This window comes from Streptomyces sp. NPDC055025, assembly GCF_053608565.1.
On the sequence record NZ_JBSGVS010000111.1, the window covers coordinates 1 to 15,765 of the forward strand.

Below are 15,765 nucleotides of genomic sequence, written 5' to 3' on the forward strand. Positions count from 1 at the left end.
GACACCAAGTGATGTCCGCCGCCGTTGCCGTGCGTGTGTCAAGGATGGTCAAGGGCGTGGCCGAGGACGTCGATGGCGTCGCGTTGGAGGCGGAGTCGGACGTGGGCGTAGACGGTGGCGGTGCGCCGATATGGGCGTGGCCGAGGAGTTCCTTGATGACGACGAGTTCGACGCCCTGTTCCAGGAGGAGGGTGGCGGTGGAGTGGCGGAGGTCGTGGAAGCGGATGCGGCGGAGCCGGCCGTGCGGAGGAGCGTTGTGAAGGCGCGGGTGAGGTTGGTCGGGTCGATCGCTCCGCCCTGCGCAGTGGTGAAGACCTACCCGTTGGGCTGCCACGCGGCGCCTGCTGCCTCACGCTCGCGCTGCTGCTGTTCGTGCTGGCGCTTCAGTGACTGGACGCAGCGGGTGGGGAGGGCGATGCGTCGCTCGGAGGCCCGCGTCCTGGGGGTGCCCCTATCTGTTTCGTCAACCCTGTCAGGGTCGGTCCATAGGGGTTGGTGCTGGTTTCCGGGAACGTGCCGCGAAGCGGGACGTTCCCGGTGGATCGGGTGCGTGACGGGCAGCCCGGTGGCCGGCAGAGCTGGACCGGCCGTGCCGGTGCGCGGGCGTGATGGGGCCTGGAGGGCAGCAGCGGTGGAGTCGTCAGGCGACGAGGCCGACGTCGTCGGGGGTGCGTGGTTCGTAGAGTGTGCCGGTGCGGATCATCGCGTGGATGACATTCACGCGTTGCCGGGCCAGGCGGAGGATGGCCTGGGTGTGGGTCTTGCCGCGTGCGCGTTGGCGGTCGTAGCAGATCCGGGAGGACAGGTCGGCTTTGCAGCCGATGGCGGCGAACGCGGCCTGGAACCGGGCACGCTTGAGGAGCCGGTTGCCGCGGTGGGGTGCGTGCTCGCCGCGGATCGAGGTGCCCGAGGGCTTCGTGCCCGGGGCGAGTCCGGCGTAGGAAGCGAGGTGCCCGGCGGTGGGGAAGCGACCCGGCACCCCGCCGCGCGGGCCACCGTCAACGGCAGCGCACCGATGTTGGCGACCTGGTCCACGATCACCAAAACGGTGCCGAACTTCGCCACCAGCCTGGTGAACAGCTCCAGCAGTTTCGGCTCGGTGTTGGACGGCCGCTTGTCGTGCACGGTTCTGCCGTCCCCGGTCCGGCCATGGGCGTGATGGAACTCTTCGCCCAGGTCCAGGCCGAGGAAGAGATCTATCGCGGTCATGTCGACCATGTGCGCGTGCCCCTCGCCTCTCGTCTCCTCAACTCCCGGCCGTCCCTGCGGCACCACACGCCGGCAACCACGTTACGCAGACATGCCACCCTGGACGGTCCGGCACTGCGCCGAACCGGAGTGGTCGTCAGGCCCCTCATCAGCGGTCAAGCGGTGCCCCGAAGTCCGGCGGCAACACCCCCCAGGTCATCACTTCGACAGGGGGCACACAGCCATACCGGACCCGGAGGCCAGGCGCCCCATTGCAAGGCCACGAAAAAGATAACGGGGCAGCGTGGTGAGACCACCGGCACTGGCGCGCTGAGGTGTGCGGCGGATTTCGGCGATGCCCGTGTCAAGGTCGAGGTCTTTCCAGTGGAGGCCAAGGAGTTCGCCCTTGTGGAGTCCGGTGTGCAGGGCGAGTTCGAACAGGGCGGGCAGGTGGTGGCCTTGTGCTGTGGTGAGGAGCTGACGGGCTTCGTCGGCGGTGAGGGGGCGAAGCGCCGGAGCCTTGGGGTGCCGGTGCGGACGTTGCGGGCGACCTTGCGCGGGATCTCCTCCTCGCGAACGGCGTTCTCCAGGGCGGACTTGAGCACGGAATGGACGTAGTTGAGCGTCAACGGCAGGAGCAGCTTGCGGCAGCACTGGCCGGTGGCACAGCAGTGCGGCTGGTCGCGCCAGGTGTCGATACCGCGCGCGGCATTGGCAGGTGGTGCGGAACTGGTTGAGCCCGGTGCGGATGTCCTTGGCCGTGAGCGAGGACGTCTCCAGGAGCTTTCCAGCGGCTGTCCGGTTACGGAGTATCACGGCCAAACCCTGGACGATCTTGTTCAGCCCAGGAAGCTGAGTCTGACCTGGCGGTCGGGGTTGTCGGTGTTGGTGTCGACCAGGCAGACCGACTGCCAGGTGCCCAGGGCCAGGCGGCCGCCGATGACGGGGAGGGTGGCGTGTGGGGGGACCAGGGCGGGGAGTACGTGGTCGCGGCCGTGGCCGGGGGTGCCGTGGCGGTGGCGCCAGCGGTTGTCGGCGGGGAGCAGGGAGCGGAGCGCGGTGAGCAGGTCGTCGTCGCTGCCGGCGCCGGTCTCGATGAGGGCCACCCCGGCGGTGGCGTGCGGTACGAAGACATTGAGCAGGCCGTCCCGGCCCGCCGCGGTCTGCTGGAGGAACTCCTCGCAGGCATGGGTCAGATCGGTCACGGCCTCATGCGTGCCGGTGGTGATGTTCAGGATTCTGGTGGTGAACGCGTCGGACATGCCCCCCATCCTGCCGCCCGGTCCATGGGATCGCGCGTCCGCGTGCCGAGACACCATTGACCGGATCCGGAAACGCTCGCTACGTTCTGCGCCATGTTGCGTTCAGCTCTGCTCACCACGCGCGGTCATATCGACCTGCTGCGGGTGGCGTCCGCCGCGTGTTGTCGCGGCCGCTGATCCTTTTCAGGCGTCCGCGCCGTTCTTCTCGCCGGTCATGTCCCGGCTTCCTTCCCGGATGAGTGCCGTAACCCCCTGACCGTGTGCCGTCGTCGTACCGGCGCACACGGACGTCGAGCCGCGTCTTCCCCCTTCCGCGTGCTGTCGCCCCCCGTGGAGCTGTTATGACTCTCGGCCATGCCCCGCCGGATATTTCCGTCCTGTCCAAGAGCCGGCGACCCGATCTGGAGCCGATCGTCCCCGCCTCCGCGCCCGGCTCCCGGCGGCGCTCCGTACCCCGGTGGCTGCGCCGGACCGTCGGGCCGCTGCTGCTTCTGCTCGTCTGGCAGGTGCTCAGCGCGACGGGCGTGCTCCACGAGGACATCCTCGCCTCACCCGGCACGATCGCCGGCGCCGCGGGTGATCTGATCGCGGACGGGACCCTGCCCGCCGCCATGGGCGTCTCACTCCGGCGTGTCGCCGTCGGGCTGCTGCTCGGCGGGGTCATCGGTATCTCGCTCGCCCTCGTCTCGGGGCTCTCCCGGCTCGGTGAGGATCTGGTCGACGCGACCGTACAGATGCTCCGTACCGTGCCCTGGGTCGGACTGATCCCGCTCTTCATCATCTGGCTCGGTATCGGCGAGGCACCCAAGATCGCGCTCATCGCGCTCGGTGTCGCCTTCCATCTCTATCTCAACGTGTACGCGGGAATTCGCGGAGTCGACGAGCAACTCGTCGAGGCTGGGCGGTCGTTGGGGCTCGGCCGGTGGGGACTCGTCCGGCATGTCGTACTGCCGGGCGCGCTGCCGGGGGCGATGACCGGTCTGCGGTACTCGCTCGCCACCGCCTGGCTCGCGCTGGTCTTCGGCGAGTCCATCAACGCGGACGCCGGTATCGGCTTTCTGATGAACCAGGCCCGGGAGTTCTTCCGTACCGATGTCATCGTCGTCTGCCTGGTCGTCTACGCCTTTCTCGGTCTGCTCGCCGATGCCGTCGTCCGCACTCTCGAAAGGCTGCTGCTGCAATGGCGACCGACCTTCCAGGGCCAGTGAGTCCGAGTCCGCGCGGCGGCGCGTCCGAGGGCACCGCGGTACGGGTCGAGGGGCTGACCCGCGCCTTCGACGGACGGCCCGTGATCGACAAGCTCGATCTGACGCTGCGTCCCGGGGAGTTCACGGTGCTGCTGGGCCGCAGCGGCTGCGGCAAGTCGACGCTGCTGCGGGTGCTCGCGGGACTCGACCGCGATATCGAGGGCACGGTGCTCGTACCGAAGCGGCGCGCCGTCGCGTTCCAGGCGCCCCGGCTGATGCCATGGAAACGCGTCTGGCGCAATGTACTGCTCGGTCTCGACGGGAAGCCCCAACGAGCGGTCGCCGAGATCGCGTTGGAGGAAGTGGGGCTCAGCCATCGCTCCGGTGCCTGGCCCAAGACGCTGTCGGGCGGCGAGGCCCAGCGCGCCTCGCTGGCCAGGGCGCTCGTACGGGAACCCGATCTGCTGCTGCTCGACGAGCCGTTCGGCGCGCTGGACGCGCTGACCCGGCTCAACGCCCAGCGTCTGGTGGCCGAGTTGTGGCAGCGGCGCGGCTGCGCGGTCCTGCTGGTCACACATGACGTGGAGGAGGCGTTGCTCCTCGCGGACCGGGCGCTGGTGATGCGTGACGGTGTCATCGCGTACGAGACGGATGTCGCGCTGGACCGTCCGCGCTCCGTGGGCGATCCCGGCTTCGCGGCGCTGCGCTCACGCCTGCTCACCGAACTCGGTGTCGACGAACCGGCCGCCCCCAGCGCCGTCGCGTAGTGCCGGGCGGCACCCGCGTGGTGCCGCGCACCACCGCCTCGTTCGCCACCACCCCGCGCACCACCGCCCCGTTCAACCCCACCCCGTTCGACGTCCGACCTTCCCGCGCACCCCGGCGCACTCTCCCCACTCCCCGCGCCCTCTCCCCCTCCCCCCTCCCCAGAAAGCGACTCGCCCCATGAAACGCTTCCTGCCCGCCGTCCTCCTCCCCCTCACGCTCCTGCTCGCCGCCTGCTCCGGCACCTCGTCCGCCGACGACTCGGGCGGCGGGGGCGGCTCCGTCGACGGCAAGGGTTCCCTGACCCTCAACGTGGGTGACCAGAAGGGCGGTTCCGAGGCCGTCCTGCGCGCCGCCGGTGAACTCGACGATCTTCCCTACAAGATCAAGTGGTCGACCTTCACCTCCGGTCCGCCCATGCTCGAAGCCGTCAACGCCAAGGCCGTGGACATCGGTTCCGTCGGCAACACTCCGCCTGTCTTCGCCGCCGGAGCCGACTCGAAGATCACGATCGTGGCCGCGACCCACGGTTCCTCCCGGGGCGAGGCCATTCTCGTACGCGAGGACTCCCCGCTCACCAGGACCACCGATCTCCAGGGGAAGTCGGTCGCGGTCGCCCAGGGCAGCTCGGCGCACTACCAGCTCATCGCCTCGCTCGAGGAGGCCGGTCTCACACTGGACGACATCAAGGTCACACTGTTGCAGCCGGCCGACGCGCTCGCCGCGTTCACCAGCGGCAAGGTGGACGCGTGGGCGGTCTGGGACCCGTACACCTCGCAGGTGCTCCAGGCCGGACAGGGGCGGGTGCTGACCGACGGCGAGGGCGTCGTCAACGGTCTGAACTTCCAGGTCGCCGCGCCCTCCGCCCTCGCGGACAAGGCGAAGGCGGACGCCATCGGTGACTATGTCGAGCGGCTGCGCCGGGCCCAGGACTGGGTTTTCGACCACCCCGAGGAGTGGGCGGAGGTCTGGGCGAAGGAGACGGGACTGCCGTACGAAGTGGCCCTGGACGCCGTGAAGCTGACCCATGGCACCCGGGTGCCGGTCGCCCTCGACCAGCTCGCCGTCGACTCCGAGCAGGTCATCGCCGACACCTTCGCCGATCTGAAACTGATTCCCCGCCGGTTCGACATCGCCAAGTACGTGGACGACCGCTTCAACAAGGACCTGCCGCCTTCGACCTCGCCGGCGCGCAGCTACGGAAAGGCCACTTCCCGATGAGCATCCATCTGCACTGGTTCCTGCCGACCGGGGGCGACGGACGTACGCTCGTGGACCGTCACGCGTACACCGACGGCGGCATCAAGCGCTCCAGGATCACTCCGGTGAGCGGCGTCAGGGCGCCCGACATCGAATATCTCGCGCAGATCGCCAAGGCCGCCGAACAACTCGGCTTCGAAGCGGTGCTGACACCGACGGGCACCTGGTGCGAGGACTCCTGGCTGACGACGGTGGCACTGGCGCAGCAGACGGACCGGCTCAAGTTCCTGGTGGCCTTCCGGCCGGGGCTGATCTCGCCGGTGCTGGCGGCGCAGATGGCGGCCACGTATCAGCGGGTCACCCGTGGCAGGCTGCTGCTCAACGTCGTGACCGGCGGCGACTCGACCGAGCAGCGGCGCTTCGGGGACCATCTCGACCACGACCGCCGCTACGCCAGGACGGCGGAGTTCCTGTCGGTGATCCGGGGTGTCTGGGGCGGGCGTCCGTACGACTTCGACGGTGAGCACTACCAGGTGGAGGGCGGGCTCACCGCGCTGCCGCCCGATCCGCTGCCCGAGGTCTTCTTCGGCGGTTCGTCCGCCGCGGCGGGACCCGTCGCCGCCGAGCACGTGGATGTCTATCTGACCTGGGGCGAGCCCCCGGCCCAGGTGAAGGAGAAGATCGACTGGATCCGGGGGCTGGCCGAGGAGCGCGGCCGTACGGTCCGCTTCGGCATCCGGCTGCACACCATCTCGCGGGACAGCGCGAAGGAGGCCTGGGCGACGGCCGACCGGCTGCTGGCCGATCTCGATCCCGACACGGTCGCGGCGGCCCAGCAGGCGCTGGGCAGGAGCGAGTCGGTGGGCCAGCAGCGGATGCTCGCCCTGCACGGCGGATCCCGTGACGACCTGGAGATCTCGCCCAATCTCTGGGCCGGGGTCGGTCTGGTCCGGGGCGGCGCGGGTACGGCGCTGGTGGGCAGCCATGCCGATGTCGCCGACCGGATCGAGGAGTACCACGAGCTGGGCATCGAACACTTTGTGCTCTCCGGCTATCCGCATCTGGAGGAGGCGTACTGGTTCGGTGAGGGCGTGACCCCGGAGCTGGCGAGCCGTGGACTCCTGGCGCGGATCCCGGCCCCGCCGCTGCCGGGCGTGCCCGCGGCGAACGGCCGTCCGGCGTCCGCGCCCGGTGGCGCGCCCCTGCTGCTCGCCGGGGGCCGCTGAACGGGCCGCCCGAACCCGAGCCGTAACGGGCCAAGTCCTGGCCGACGCACACGTCTCGCACCATGAGCCGACGCACACGTCTCGCGCCACTGAACCGGGGCAAACCGGCATCCCTCCGATGGGCGGGAAGATTCCCCGTTCCGACGCTGTTCGTAAAACCGTGAACGACTTCGGGGTACGGGACATCGATGTGGTGGTCGTGGGCGCCGGACAGGCAGGACTGTCCGGCGCCTACCATCTGCGGCGGTCCGGGCTCGAACCGGACCGCGATTTCGTCGTGCTCGACCATGCCCCCGGGCCGGGCGGCGCCTGGCAGTTCCGCTGGCCCTCGTTGACCTACGGCAAGGTCCACGGCATGCACGCGCTCCCCGGTATGGAGCTGATCACCGGACCGGCCGACGACGGCCGTCCCTCCTCCGAGGTGATCGGCGGTTACTTCACCGCGTACGAGCGTCGCTTCGGTCTCCGGGTCCACCGGCCCGTCGATGTCACGGCCGTACGCGAGGGCACCGGCGGCCGGCTGCTGGTGGAGACCTCCGAAGGGAAGTGGTCGGCCCGTGCGCTGATCAACGCCACCGGGACCTGGGACCGCCCCTTCTGGCCGCGCTATCGGGGCCAGGAGACCTTTCTGGGACGTCAGTTGCACACGGCGAACTACCCGGGCCCCGAGGAGTTCGCCGGTCTGCGGGTGATCGTGGTGGGCGGCGGCGCCTCGGGCACCCAGCATCTGATGGAGATCGCGAAGGTGGCGGCGGACACGACCTGGGTGACCCGGCGCCCGCCCGTGTTCCGCGAGGGTCCGTTCGGCGAGGAGCAGGGGCGGGCCGCCGTCGCGCTCGTCGAGGAGCGCGTACGCCAGGGGCTGCCCCCGCGGAGCGTGGTCTCGGTGACCGGACTGCCGCTGAACGACACGATCATCAGGGCGCGCGAGGAGGGCGTACTCGACCGGCTGCCGATGTTCGACCGGATCACCCCCGCCGGGGTGGCCTGGGACGACGGGCGGACGGTGGAGGCCGATGTGATCCTCTGGGCGACCGGCTTCCGTGCCGCCGTCGACCATCTCGCACCGCTGCGGCTGCGGGAGCCGGGCGGCGGTATCCGGGTCGAGGAGACGCGCGCGGTACGGGACGAACGCGTCCATCTCGTCGGATACGGCCCCTCGGCGTCCACCATCGGCGCCAACCGGGCGGGCCGGGCGGCGGTACGGGACATCAAGCGGCTGCTGGAGCGGGCGCCCGCGGCGGTGGTCTGAACCCGGCCGCGCTCAGCCGTCCGTGTCGCCGTTCGCGTTGGCGCGTTTCTCGTTGAACTCCTCCACGTTCTTCTGGTGCTCGGAGTAGTTGTTGGTGAAGCGGGTGTCTCCCTCCGCCACGGTGACGAAGTACAGCCACTCGCCGCGTGAGGGGTTGAGCGCCGCGTTCATCGCCTCCTCGCCCGGATTCCCGATCGGTGTCGGCGGCAGCCCCTTGCGCTGATAGGTGTTGTAGGGGTTGTCGATCTTCGTGTCGGCGTGCGTGGTGTCGAGTGTGTTGCGGTTGAGCGCGTAGTTGAGGGTCGAGTCCATCTGAAGCGGCATGCCCAGGGCGAGCCGGTTGTGCACGACCCTGGAGACCTTGGCCATATCGGTCGGTGAATCGGCTTCGGCCTGCACGATGCTGGCGATGGTGACCGACTGGTAGGCCGTCATACCGTTGCGCTCGGAACCGGCGGTGACCTGGTCGCCCGTGAACTTCTGGTTCGCGGTGTTGACCATATAGCTCAGCAGCCCGGCCGGAGTGGTCGAGGAATCGATGGGATAGGTGGCCGGGAAGAGATAGCCCTCGGGGTTGCCCTTGGCCGCCCCCGGCAGCTTGAGCCGCACGGCCTTCGCCGCGGCGGTCGCGGCGTCCTTGGTGGTGCCCATCGGCAGTTCCAGGGCCTTGTCGACGGACGCGTACACCTCGGAGGCGCGTCGCCCTTCCGTAATGACCAGTCTGGAAATCTTCTCGTCGCCGCTCTCCCCGCCCATCAGGAGTACGGGCACCAGCACCGCCGCCCCGGCGGTGAGGGTGGCGGCCACCAGCAGGACCAGCCGGCCACGGCGGGTCAGACGGAGTCTGCGACCGGGTCTCGCCCCCGGAGGCTCGTTCATCATATGGGCACGGTAACCCGGAGTGATCACCGATCCCGGTACCTGAGGTGCGGCGACACGGATGGCATACGTACGGGGGTGGTCCACCTACGGAAGCTGTCCCACGGGAGCCGTCCCATGGGAGTGGCGGTGCTGCCGCGTTCGCGCCGGGAACGCGGCAGAGCGACGACCACGCTCAGGTGGTGACCGGCGCCAGGTCATCGGCGTGTCCCGGCAGGCTGTCCCTGCGGACCAGGGCCGCATAGCGTCCGTCCTGGCGGAGCAGCTCGTCATGGGTGCCCCGCTCGGCGACACGGCCCCCGTCGAGAACGACGATCTGGTCCGCGTCCCGGACGGTGGAGAGCCGGTGCGCGATGGTGATGGTGGTGCGCCCCCGGGAGAGCGCGTCGATGGCCTGCTGCACCGCGTGTTCGGTACGGGTGTCCAGCGCGCTGGTCGCCTCGTCCAGGATCAGCACCGGCGGGTCGCGCAGGATCGTCCGGGCGATCGCGAGCCGCTGCTTCTCGCCTCCTGAGAAGCGGTATCCACGCTCGCCCACCAGGGTGTCGTACCCGTCGGGGAGCGAGACGATGTGGTCATGGATCTGGGCGGCCCTGGCGGCCGTCTCTATCTCCTCGTCGGTGGCCGCCGGTTTGGCGAAGCGCAGATTCTCGGCGACGGAGGCGTGGAAGAGATAGGTCTCCTGGGAGACCACACCGACAGCGCGGGCGAGTGTGTCGAAGTCCAGCTCGCGCACATCGACACCGTCGAGCAGGACCCGGCCGCCGGTCACGTCGTACAGCCGGGGTACGAGATAGCTGAGGGTCGATTTGCCCGAGCCGGTGGGCCCGACCACGGCGAGGCTGCCGCCGGACGGAACGGTCACATCGATCCCCTGGAGATTCACCTGTCCGCCCTTCTCGTCATAGCTGAAGTCGACTTTGTCGAACCGCACCTCTCCGCGGACCCTGTCGATACGGACCGGCCGCTCGGGCTCGGTGATGTCGACCGGCAGGTCGAGATACTCGAAGATGCGCTGGAACAGGGCGAGCGAGGTCTGCATCTGCACCCCGGTGGCGAGCAGACTGACGGCGGGGCGGAACAGGCCCTGCTGGAGCGAGACGAAGGCGACGAGCGTACCAATGGAGACGGCGGTGCCGCCGGCGCCCATCGCGAAACCCGCGGCCCAGTAGATGACAGCGGGCATGGCGGCCATGACGATGCCGATGGTGGACATGCGCCAGCGCCCCGCCATGTTCGAGCGCACTTCCAGATCGACCATCCGCTCGGACTCGTCGGCGAAGGACTTGGTCAGCGAGTCGGCACGCCCCATCGTGCGGCCGAGCAGAATGCCGCTCACCGAGAGTGATTCGGTGACGGTGGCCGCCATCGTGGCCATCTGGCGCTGGCGCTCCGTGGTGATCTTCTTCCGCTCGCGGCCGACGATACGGCTGATCCAGACGAAGAGCGGCAGCAGAAGCAGTGAGACGACGGTGAGCCGCCAGTCCAGGGCGAGCATCGCGACGACCGAGGCGACCACGGCCGTGAGATTGGAGACCAGTGAGGTCGCGGTCGAGGTGACCGTCGCCTGCATACCGCCGATGTCATTGGCGATACGGGACTGGACCTCGCCGGTCCGCGTCCTCGTGAAAAAGGCGAGTGGCATGCGCTGGAGCTGGGTGTAGACGCCGGTGCGCAGATCGTGCATGACCCGCTGGCCGACCGTCGTGGAGATCAGCGTCTGGAGCACACCGAAGACGCTGTTGACGACGGCGGTGGCGATCATGCCGAGGGCGAGCAGACTGAGCAGTCCGGTGCGGCCCTGCGGGATCGCGGTGTCGAGGATCTCGCGGAGCAGGAACGGCGAGGCCACCGAGACCAGCGACGAGGCGCCGACCAGCAGCCCCACGATCGCGAGCCGGCCGCGATAGGGGCGGAAGAGACCGAAGATGCGCCGGAGCTGCGCGGGCGGCTCGGACTGCCCCTCACGCTTCGGCCGGGGCGGGGGTGTCCAGGTGGATTCCTCGGGTTTCATGGGCTCCTTCGAAGAGCGGGAGGGCTTCCGCGGAAGCGTGGGTCGGATACCTTTTCCAAGGTCGGCTTCAGAGCTTAGCTCACTGTTACCTATGTACACAATGAACGGGGTCCTGATATTGTTCCCGTATGAGCACCCCCGACGCCGACGGCATGCTGGCCGAGCAGTTGCTGCGGTTGACCCGTCGGCTCCAGCGCGCCCAGAAGCGGCAGATGGAGCCGATCGGTATCACCCCCGCGCAGGCACGGCTGCTGCGCACGGTCGCGTATTACGACCAGCCGCCGCGGATGGCCGATCTGGCCGAGCGCCTCGAAGTGGTGCCCCGGGCCGTGACCAGCCTGGTCGACGGACTGGAGGCGAGCGGCTGGGTCCGGCGCGCGCCGGACCCGACCAACCGCAGGGTCGTCCGTATCGAGCTGACCGACAGCGGCCGGGCCACGCTGAGGTCGCTGCGCGGCGCGCGGCGGACCGCGGCGGAGGACATCCTCGCGCCCCTCACCGCCGATCAGCGCGAGGTGCTCGGCGGACTGCTGTCGACACTGGTCGACGGGGGCCGCCACCACCACTGCTGAGCCGCACCGCCGCCGAGTACGCCGGGCCGAGTAACCCAGGGCGAGTACCCCGGGCCCCGAGTACACCGGGGCGAGCGCCCTGGGGAGCGGGACCAGTCGGCCTCCATCGCGGCTGCCCGCCGTAGCCCCGCGCCGCTGATCCACACCACGGATCAGCGGCGCGGATCAGCGCCACAGATCCACGCCGGGACCGCCACCGGGACCCCCACCCGGACACCTCACCGGTAGGGCCGGAAGCACGCCGACCGTTGCCGGATCGGACCAGGCCAACAGGTTCCGGCCATCCCTCCGGGTTGTCTCCGGAATGTCCCCCCGGCATGGCCCCAACTGGCTCGATCTGGCGCTCAGCGCGGAAAACCCGTTGCCCCCGGCCCTCCAGCAGGGCGAACCTTGCACGGTTTGGGCCACTCCACGAGTCATGGGACATCATGCAGATTCGCGACCTTCCGTATCCCGATCCAGGGATCCCCGACGCTCGGTCAGGCCCCCGGTTCCTGCTGTGGCTCGGACGTAAACAGCTCGGCGGCCAGCTCAAGGCCCTCGCCTGGGGGCTGGTGCACTTCACCGGTATCGGCGGTCTCTCGGTGGGCGCCGGCCTCGCCGTCCAGGCGGTCGTCGACCGCTCCGGCGGCCGGCTCGCCCTCGCCGGCGCCCTCATCGCGCTCTTCGGAGCCGCCATCGCCATCGGTGACACCATGCTGCACCGCTCCGCCGTCACCAACTGGATCACCGCCGCCGCGCGTCTCCAGCAGCTGCTGGCCCGCAAGACCGCGGACCTGGGCTCCGCGCTGACCCGCCGGGTGGCCGCCGGTGAGGTCGTCGCCGTCTCCACCGGCGATGTGGAGAAGATCGGCTGGTTCGTCGAGGCGCTCTCGCGCTTCCTGGCCGCCGCCATCGCGATCGTGCTGATCTGTGTGGGTCTGGTGCTCTATCTGCCCGAGCTCGGGACGCTGGTCGCCATCGGCGTGCCGGTCCTCGCCCTCGCCGTACTGCCGCTGCTCCCCCGCGCCACCCAGCGGGCCGACGTCCAGCGCGAGAAGGCCGGCAAGGCCACCGAACTGGCCTCGGACACCGTCGCCGGGCTGCGGGTACTGCGCGGTATCGGCGGCGAGGAGCTGTTCCTCGGCCGCTACCGCGCCGCCTCGCAGGAGGTGCGCGAGGCCGCCGTCCGCAGCGCCCGTATGTGGTCGCTGATCTCGGCGATCCAGGTGCTGCTGCCGGGCGTCATGCTGATCTCCGTCATCTGGTACGGCTCCCGCCTCGCCCTGGACGGACGGATCGAGGTCGGCGGTCTGGTGACCGTCTACAGCGCGGTGACCCTGCTGCTCTTCCCGCTGCGGCACTTCGAGGAGATCGCCATGGCGTACTCCTTCTCCCGGCCCTCCGCGAAGCGCGCGGCGCGCGTGCTGTCGCTGGAGCGGACGGCGTACGAGGACGAGCGCGGCGGTCTCGACGACGCCCGGCCGACCGGGGATCTGTACGACCCCGCCACCGGGCTGCTCGCCCCGGCCGGACTGCTGACCGTCGTGGTCTGCGGCGATCCGGACGCGGCGGGACGGCTCGCCGAACGGCTCGGGGGCCATGCGGCCGAGGAGGAGAAGAGTCCGTCCGTACTGCTCGGCGGGGTGGCGCTGGACGATCTCCCGCTGGACGCCGCACGGGCCAGTGTCCTCGTCCAGGACAAGGATCCGGTGCTGCTGTCCGGCACGCTCACGGAGCTGCTGGACATCCCGTCCTCGGGCGCGGTCGATCCGGAGAAGGCACTCACCGCCGCCCAGTGCGCGGATGTCCTCGACGCGCTCGCCCAGGCGTCGGTGGACGGCAGCGGTGACCCGATGCGGTCCAGGATCACCGAGCGCGGCCGTTCGCTCTCCGGCGGGCAGCGCCAGCGGCTGGCGCTGGCCCGTTCGCTGGTGACCGACCCGGAGGTACTCGTGCTCGACGAGCCGACGTCCGCCGTGGACTCGCACACGGAGGCACGGATCGCCCAAGGCGTGAAGGAGCTGCGGGCCGGCCGTACGACCGTGGTGTTCGCCTCCTCGCCGCTGCTGCTGGACCACGCGGACCGGGTGGTCCTCATCCACGACGGCGAGGTCGCGTCGGTGGGTGTCCACCGCGAGCTGGTACGGAGCGACGCCGCTTACCGGGCGGTCGTCACCCGCGAGACCGAACACGAACAGGACCACGCACCGGACCTGGAACGGGAACGGGAACAGGCACCGGGACAGCGGGAAGAGACCGGACAGGAACAGCGCCCGGAGCGGGAGCACATCATGGAGCCGGCGTCAGCGCGGGCCCGGGAAGAGATCGAGGAATCAGCATGATCGGCGTGGCGCCACCGGCGTACGACCCGGCGGCACCGGAGTCGGCGACGACCCTGCCGGTCGGGACCCCCGCGACCGTACGGGCCTATGTGAGCGAGCTGCTGAGCCGGCACCGCAAGGCGTTCATCCTGCTGGTCGCCGTCAACGCGGTCTCGGTGATCGCCTCGATGGTGGGCCCGTTTCTGCTGGGCGGCATCGTCGAGGATCTGGCCGACGGGGCGCGTGAGCTGCGTCTGGAGCGCACGGCGGCGGTGTTCGCCGTCGCGCTGGTGATCCAGACCGTGTTCACCCGGCTGGTACGGCTGCGCGGGGCGATGCTCGGCGAGGAGATGCTCGCGGATCTGCGTGAGGACTTCCTCGTCAGGGCCGTCGGGCTGCCGCCCGGTGTGCTGGAGCGCGCGGGGACCGGCGATCTGCTCTCCCGTATCACCACCGACATCGACCGGCTGGCGAACGCCATGCGCGAGGCCGTACCGCAGCTCGCCATCGGCGTGGTGTGGGCCGGGCTGCTGATCGGCGCGCTGGCCGTCACCGCGCCGCCGCTGGCGCTCGCGGTGCTGGTGGCGCTGCCGCTGCTGATCGCCGGGTGCCGCTGGTACTTCCGGCGGGCGCCCTCGGCGTACCGCTCGGAGGCCGCCGGGTACGCGGCCGTCGCGGCCATGCTCGCCGAGACCGTCGACGCCGGCCGGACCGTGGAGGCGCACCGCCTCGGGGGGCGCCGGGTGGCGCTGTCGGAACAGCGGATCGCGGAGTGGACGGCGTGGGAGCGGTACACGCTGTGGCTGCGGTCGGTGCTGTTCCCGGTCATCAATCTCACCCATACGACGATCTTCCTGGCCGTGCTGGTGATGGGCGGCGTCTTCGTCCTCCAGGGCTGGATCTCGGTCGGGCAGCTCACAACGGGCGCGCTCTTCGCCCAGATGCTGGTGGACCCGGTGGGTCTGATCCTGCGCTGGTACGACGAACTCCAGGTCGCGCAGGTGTCCATCGCCCGGCTCGTGGGGGTACGGGACATCGAGCCGGAGGCCGGCGACGCGTCGGTCGTGCCGGACGGCCGGGACGTCAGTGCCGACGAGGTCCACTTCGGCTACCGCGAGGGCGTCGACGTACTGCACCGGGTGACGCTGGACGTCAGCCCCGGCACCAGGCTCGCCCTGGTCGGCCCCTCGGGAGCGGGGAAGTCGACACTGGGCCGGCTGCTCGCGGGGATCTACGGGCCGCGGCGGGGCCGTATCACCCTCGGCGGGGCGGAGCTGTCCCGGATGCCCGCCGAGCGGGTACGGAAGCATGTCGCCCTGGTCAACCAGGAGCACCATGTGTTCGTGGGCTCGCTGCGTGACAATCTCCTGCTGGCCCGTACGGGCGCGGCGGACGCCGAGCTGTGGGCGGCCCTCGGGGCGGTCGACGCGGACGGCTGGGCGCGGGCGCTGGACGACGGTCTGGACACCGGGGTCGGCTCCGGCGGTACGGCCCTGACTCCGGCGCAGGCGCAGCAGATCGCGCTGGCGCGGCTGGTGCTCGCGGACCCGCACACCCTGGTGCTGGACGAGGCGACCTCGCTGCTGGACCCGAGGGCGGCCCGGCATCTGGAGCGCTCGCTGGCCAAGGTCCTGGACGGCCGTACGGTCGTGGCGATCGCCCACCGGCTGCACACCGCGCATGACGCGGATGTGATCGCGGTGGTCGAGGAGGGCCGGATCAGCGAGCTGGGCAGCCATGACGAGCTGGTGGCGGCGAACGGTGCCTACGCGGCGCTGTGGCGCTCCTGGCACGGCTGACGCGAGAGGCGTCCGGCACCGGAAGGCGTCCGATGCCGGGGGGCGTCCGGTGCGTGGAGGTGCCGGACCGCCCCACCGCCGGACGCCCCCACCCCGCCGAACGCCCCGTCGCCTGACG

General features: G+C 70.3%; 12 protein-coding genes and 4 pseudogenes. 9 read left to right on the forward strand and 7 right to left on the reverse strand.

The window, feature by feature from the left end; translation table 11 throughout:
- Positions 1-38: 38 nt before the first annotated feature.
- The 5 genes and pseudogenes from ACWGDX_RS37795 to ACWGDX_RS37815 form a co-directional block, all read right to left on the reverse strand.
- A pseudogene (locus ACWGDX_RS37795) lies at positions 39-441 on the reverse strand (tyrosine-type recombinase/integrase); the annotation flags it as partial.
- Between the two features lie 199 nt (positions 442-640).
- Positions 641-967: pseudogene (locus tag ACWGDX_RS37800) on the reverse strand (transposase); the annotation flags it as partial.
- 47 nt (positions 968-1,014) lie between these two features.
- Positions 1,015-1,218: pseudogene (locus ACWGDX_RS37805) on the reverse strand (IS110 family transposase); the annotation flags it as partial.
- 267 nt (positions 1,219-1,485) lie between these two features.
- Positions 1,486-1,959, reverse strand: a pseudogene (locus ACWGDX_RS37810) (site-specific integrase); the annotation flags it as partial.
- 68 nt (positions 1,960-2,027) lie between these two features.
- The gene (locus ACWGDX_RS37815; protein WP_453633146.1) at positions 2,028-2,450 is read right to left on the reverse strand and encodes a YjbQ family protein; all 423 of its coding nucleotides are present in this window, start codon (positions 2,448-2,450) and stop codon (positions 2,028-2,030) included.
- Positions 2,451-2,543: 93 nt separating this feature from the next.
- On the opposite strand from ACWGDX_RS37815, the gene ACWGDX_RS37820 reads away from it, so the two are divergent.
- The 6 genes from ACWGDX_RS37820 to ACWGDX_RS37845 all read left to right on the forward strand — a co-directional run bounded on the left by ACWGDX_RS37820 (position 2,544) and on the right by ACWGDX_RS37845 (position 8,080).
- A complete protein-coding gene (locus ACWGDX_RS37820; RefSeq protein ID WP_329223698.1) occupies positions 2,544-2,627 on the forward strand; it encodes a putative leader peptide in 84 nt (27 codons plus the stop codon).
- A 164-nt stretch (positions 2,628-2,791) separates the two neighbouring features.
- A complete protein-coding gene (locus ACWGDX_RS37825; protein WP_453633148.1) occupies positions 2,792-3,658 on the forward strand; it encodes an ABC transporter permease in 867 nt (288 codons plus the stop codon).
- Positions 3,631-4,404 (forward strand): ABC transporter ATP-binding protein, encoded by a 774-nt coding sequence (locus ACWGDX_RS37830; RefSeq protein ID WP_453633150.1) that lies wholly within the window; start codon positions 3,631-3,633, stop codon positions 4,402-4,404. The genes ACWGDX_RS37825 and ACWGDX_RS37830 overlap by 28 nt, the downstream gene beginning before the upstream one ends.
- A gap of 178 nt (positions 4,405-4,582) precedes the next feature.
- Positions 4,583-5,623 (forward strand): ABC transporter substrate-binding protein, encoded by a 1,041-nt coding sequence (locus ACWGDX_RS37835; RefSeq protein WP_453633152.1) that lies wholly within the window; start codon positions 4,583-4,585, stop codon positions 5,621-5,623.
- Positions 5,620-6,828, forward strand: a complete 1,209-nt coding sequence (locus ACWGDX_RS37840; protein ID WP_453633153.1) for an LLM class flavin-dependent oxidoreductase — start codon at positions 5,620-5,622, stop codon at positions 6,826-6,828. Before ACWGDX_RS37835 ends, ACWGDX_RS37840 begins: the two co-directional genes overlap by 4 nt.
- Before the next feature lie 160 nt (positions 6,829-6,988).
- The gene (locus tag ACWGDX_RS37845; RefSeq protein WP_453633155.1) at positions 6,989-8,080 is read left to right on the forward strand and encodes an NAD(P)-binding domain-containing protein; all 1,092 of its coding nucleotides are present in this window, start codon (positions 6,989-6,991) and stop codon (positions 8,078-8,080) included.
- Positions 8,081-8,092: 12 nt separating this feature from the next.
- On the opposite strand, the gene mltG is transcribed toward ACWGDX_RS37845, so the two are convergent.
- The gene (gene mltG / locus ACWGDX_RS37850) at positions 8,093-8,962 is read right to left on the reverse strand and encodes an endolytic transglycosylase MltG (RefSeq protein ID WP_453633157.1); all 870 of its coding nucleotides are present in this window, start codon (positions 8,960-8,962) and stop codon (positions 8,093-8,095) included.
- A 172-nt stretch (positions 8,963-9,134) separates the two neighbouring features.
- A complete protein-coding gene (locus tag ACWGDX_RS37855; RefSeq protein ID WP_453633158.1) occupies positions 9,135-10,973 on the reverse strand; it encodes an ABC transporter ATP-binding protein in 1,839 nt (612 codons plus the stop codon).
- A 128-nt stretch (positions 10,974-11,101) separates the two neighbouring features.
- Here ACWGDX_RS37855 and ACWGDX_RS37860 point away from each other — a divergent pair, with 128 nt between their 5' ends.
- The 3 genes from ACWGDX_RS37860 to ACWGDX_RS37870 all read left to right on the forward strand — a co-directional run bounded on the left by ACWGDX_RS37860 (position 11,102) and on the right by ACWGDX_RS37870 (position 15,647).
- Positions 11,102-11,545, forward strand: coding sequence for a MarR family winged helix-turn-helix transcriptional regulator (locus ACWGDX_RS37860; protein ID WP_382855661.1), 444 nt, complete (start codon positions 11,102-11,104; stop codon positions 11,543-11,545).
- Between the two features lie 428 nt (positions 11,546-11,973).
- Positions 11,974-13,869, forward strand: a complete 1,896-nt coding sequence (locus ACWGDX_RS37865) for an ABC transporter transmembrane domain-containing protein (protein ID WP_453633160.1) — start codon at positions 11,974-11,976, stop codon at positions 13,867-13,869.
- Positions 13,866-15,647, forward strand: coding sequence for an ABC transporter ATP-binding protein (locus ACWGDX_RS37870; RefSeq protein WP_453633162.1), 1,782 nt, complete (start codon positions 13,866-13,868; stop codon positions 15,645-15,647). Before ACWGDX_RS37865 ends, ACWGDX_RS37870 begins: the two co-directional genes overlap by 4 nt.
- Positions 15,648-15,765 lie beyond the last annotated feature (118 nt).

Excerpts from the sequence above, each read along its gene's own strand:
- ACWGDX_RS37820 (WP_329223698.1), top strand. The coding sequence starts at position 2,544 with ATGTTGCGTTCAGCTCTGCTCACCACGCGCGGTCATATCGACCTGCTG.
- ACWGDX_RS37855 (WP_453633158.1), bottom strand. The coding sequence starts at position 10,973 with ATGAAACCCGAGGAATCCACCTGGACACCCCCGCCCCGGCCGAAGCGT.
- ACWGDX_RS37815 (WP_453633146.1), bottom strand. The coding sequence starts at position 2,450 with ATGTCCGACGCGTTCACCACCAGAATCCTGAACATCACCACCGGCACG.
- ACWGDX_RS37825 (WP_453633148.1), top strand. The coding sequence starts at position 2,792 with ATGACTCTCGGCCATGCCCCGCCGGATATTTCCGTCCTGTCCAAGAGC.
- ACWGDX_RS37860 (WP_382855661.1), top strand. The coding sequence starts at position 11,102 with ATGAGCACCCCCGACGCCGACGGCATGCTGGCCGAGCAGTTGCTGCGG.
- ACWGDX_RS37840 (WP_453633153.1), top strand. The coding sequence starts at position 5,620 with ATGAGCATCCATCTGCACTGGTTCCTGCCGACCGGGGGCGACGGACGT.
- ACWGDX_RS37865 (WP_453633160.1), top strand. The coding sequence starts at position 11,974 with ATGCAGATTCGCGACCTTCCGTATCCCGATCCAGGGATCCCCGACGCT.
- mltG (WP_453633157.1), bottom strand. The coding sequence starts at position 8,962 with ATGATGAACGAGCCTCCGGGGGCGAGACCCGGTCGCAGACTCCGTCTG.
- ACWGDX_RS37835 (WP_453633152.1), top strand. The coding sequence starts at position 4,583 with ATGAAACGCTTCCTGCCCGCCGTCCTCCTCCCCCTCACGCTCCTGCTC.
- ACWGDX_RS37830 (WP_453633150.1), top strand. The coding sequence starts at position 3,631 with ATGGCGACCGACCTTCCAGGGCCAGTGAGTCCGAGTCCGCGCGGCGGC.
- ACWGDX_RS37870 (WP_453633162.1), top strand. The coding sequence starts at position 13,866 with ATGATCGGCGTGGCGCCACCGGCGTACGACCCGGCGGCACCGGAGTCG.